General features: G+C 41.2%; 2 protein-coding genes. Both read right to left on the reverse strand.

The window, feature by feature from the left end; genetic code table 11:
* Positions 1-609 precede the first annotated feature (609 nt).
* A complete protein-coding gene (locus ACEQ1T_RS04815; protein ID WP_121300530.1) occupies positions 610-1161 on the reverse strand; it encodes a DUF488 family protein in 552 nt (183 codons plus the stop codon).
* An 82-nt stretch (positions 1162-1243) separates the two neighbouring features.
* Positions 1244-2047, reverse strand: coding sequence for a metallophosphoesterase (locus ACEQ1T_RS04820; protein WP_370221918.1), 804 nt, complete (start codon positions 2045-2047; stop codon positions 1244-1246).
* Between the last annotated feature and the right edge of the window lie 710 nt (positions 2048-2757).

Raw genomic sequence — 2757 nt, forward strand, 5'->3', positions numbered from 1 at the left:
GCTGTTTTCCATCTTATTGTCGTCCTCCTTTTTTGTAAAAGCGTTTAGCTAGGGAGTGCTGATTTGCTGGGTTTCCTTTTGTAAATTATTGAGATTTAATTATTCTAATTTACAGTTTTTTCTTCTCACACATCCAAGCTTACAGAACGCCTTTTACAGCGTCAATGTTATTTAGTAAAAATTACGTAAAGTTAATAAAACTAGAAACCTTTGCAAAAGCCATTTGATCGGTTTGCCCAAACATATATAAATAAAAAGGGGGAAAAGTTAGCTATAACCAGACTTCTCTTCCCCCCCCTCTACTTATGTCACTGCAGATAATTCCTGACACGTAAACCTATTTTTCAAAAAAGTATTTTGCATATCCACTCACTGAATCGATTTGTCCGGAACAAAAAAGATCATCCAGGAATAGGATGATCTTTTCCACATTACATGAGCGGATATTGTCGTGCTGGCTATGCCATGGCTGCATCGAAAAATTTGTTGCGAATATAGGTTGGTTAAGTGCAGATTTGGTTTCACAGGCCCTCTGCTGAGCTTATTCGTGACAGAAGGCGCTTTCTAGTAAACTGCGGGAAGTTAAATTTTGCTGGTCGGAGTTTCTCTTTAACCAGTTGCTGGATAAGTTATTATGCCCTTGTCGTTTACGACGGCTTCGGCTCCCCACATCCCCACTTCGTGCTCGACGATGTCCACTGCCCCTTTTTTGCCATCGATAATGTGAAAAACCCGGTGGCCATTCGCTGCTAAGTAATTGCTGATGAGCAGTCTGTGGCAACGTGATGGATGACGCTCTGAACAGCAATAGGCAACCCGTTTGACTTCCGCTTTTTCCAGTAGTTCAGTGATGCCCTGCTGAAATTCTTCCGTCAATGTGTAATCCGCATAATTATGAAAAGACTGGTTGCGCCAACCGGCATTCCTGTCTTCTTCAACCTCCTTCGACTTCCGGCGCCTGCCGCCAAGTTTCGGGAAATGCTCATAGTTGATCCCTTCGGCTGCTAGCCACACGGGAAACTCATCCTTGGAAAACTGGGGCCATTTGCGGCTTCCCGGAAACGCCCGGACATCAGCCAGAAGCTCGATTCCGGTTTTCTTCAGCATCGCATCAAAAAATTCCTGTGAATGGCTGGAATGGCCAATAGTATAAATGTCCATAAGCAATAGACCTGCCTTTCCAATAAGCTTTTACTTGCCTATACCTTCGGAAAGAAGTGCATAAACTTAAATAGGCAATCCATCAGATTTCGATGATTTTCAACGCCGAATTGATTTCTTCCTGAGCCGAATTGCTGCGCCATTCATGCGGATAATAACCAAGCGGATTGCAGATGCAGTCGATGCCTTTGAATTCTTCATGATAGCGGGTGTGGATATGACCAAAAATCATTTTTTTGACGCCATACTTTTCAGCCAGTTTCCCGATTTCTTTGCTTCCCATCATCGCATTGAAAAAATCCCAGGAAGGGTCTTTTTTCACTTGGACAAAATGGGCAAACGGCACAAAATGGCTGACCAGGATGATGTTCTTTTCTTGATGATGCGACAGCCAGCTCTCCAGTTTCGTCAAGTACTTATTGGTTACTGTTACATCATCCTCTGGCCAATGTGCATAGGCTTTGTCTGGCCAGGTAAAATCATTGAAACGGCCTGCTGAAAACTCCTGCTCTGTAAACCCTTCTATTCCGAATGTATAATCGTACCATCCGCCATCGCCGATCACGACCCATTCCTCATTCAAGGAAACCGGGCCATTTCCCAGATTGCCCTTGAACTCCAGCAGTTTTTCATACGCATTAGTAGAATCCTCGTGGTAAAGATCATGGTTGCCATGGACAAATAAAATTTGAAGATCCGGCAATTCATTTTGCAGTTGCTTTAGTAGTGCCAAGCTTTTTTCCGGTCCCGCTGTCATATCGCCGCTGATTATAAAGACATCCGGCATATGCTGTGCCAGCGACTCTTTCAGCAACCCGACAATATCAGCTCCAGTCTTTTTGTGATTGAGCCCTTCGTGAATATCAGATAAGATGGCGATTTTCAATGTCCTTCCCCCTTCAACCGCTTGATTAAATATTTTATTGATTGATTATTCACTTTATTTATACAGTAGTAGTTTTCCTGTCTTGCACTCTAACTAAACTCGTTTGTCTTGAAGCGACTTGTCTTGGCGGATGAAAAGTAGGAGAAACTTGTACATAAAGAGAATCTGAAATTATATTCCGCATCACAATGAACTACCGCCAGCAAAACCGCCTTCAAAGATGGGAGATAGATGGAGTGGCATGATTAAAGCGGCCAGCACAGCTCTACTGCAATATCTGCTTTAGAGCGCTTTCGGTAATCCAAACAGAATCAGCCTGATGAAACCCCTCTTTTTTCCTGCTTCAGTATGAGGGTTATTGCCTTGATCACAGTAATTATCGTCGATTAACATAGTCATAGCCTAATATGTCTGATATGACGTATTGTAAAAAGAAAATATACATTTCTTTTTCAGAATTAAGTCCCCATACAAGTGTTAGTTTTATATAACTTAAGTTAATAATTTCCAAAATCCAGAAAGGGAAATTATTTATAATTTTAATTAGTAGATTGTATATATATTTCTACTAGATAGGATTTTAAATAATTCGGTAATGATAATGAAAAAAATTCTAAACAAAAAAATCCTACTCATCTCGCTTTTCACACTAGCTTTACTCGTCATTCTGAGCTTCACTATCTTTTTTATATGGGCTCAAGATACATTTG

The sequence above is a fragment of the Cytobacillus sp. genome, assembly GCF_964223445.1.
GTDB lineage: Bacteria > Bacillota > Bacilli > Bacillales > Cytobacillaceae > Cytobacillus.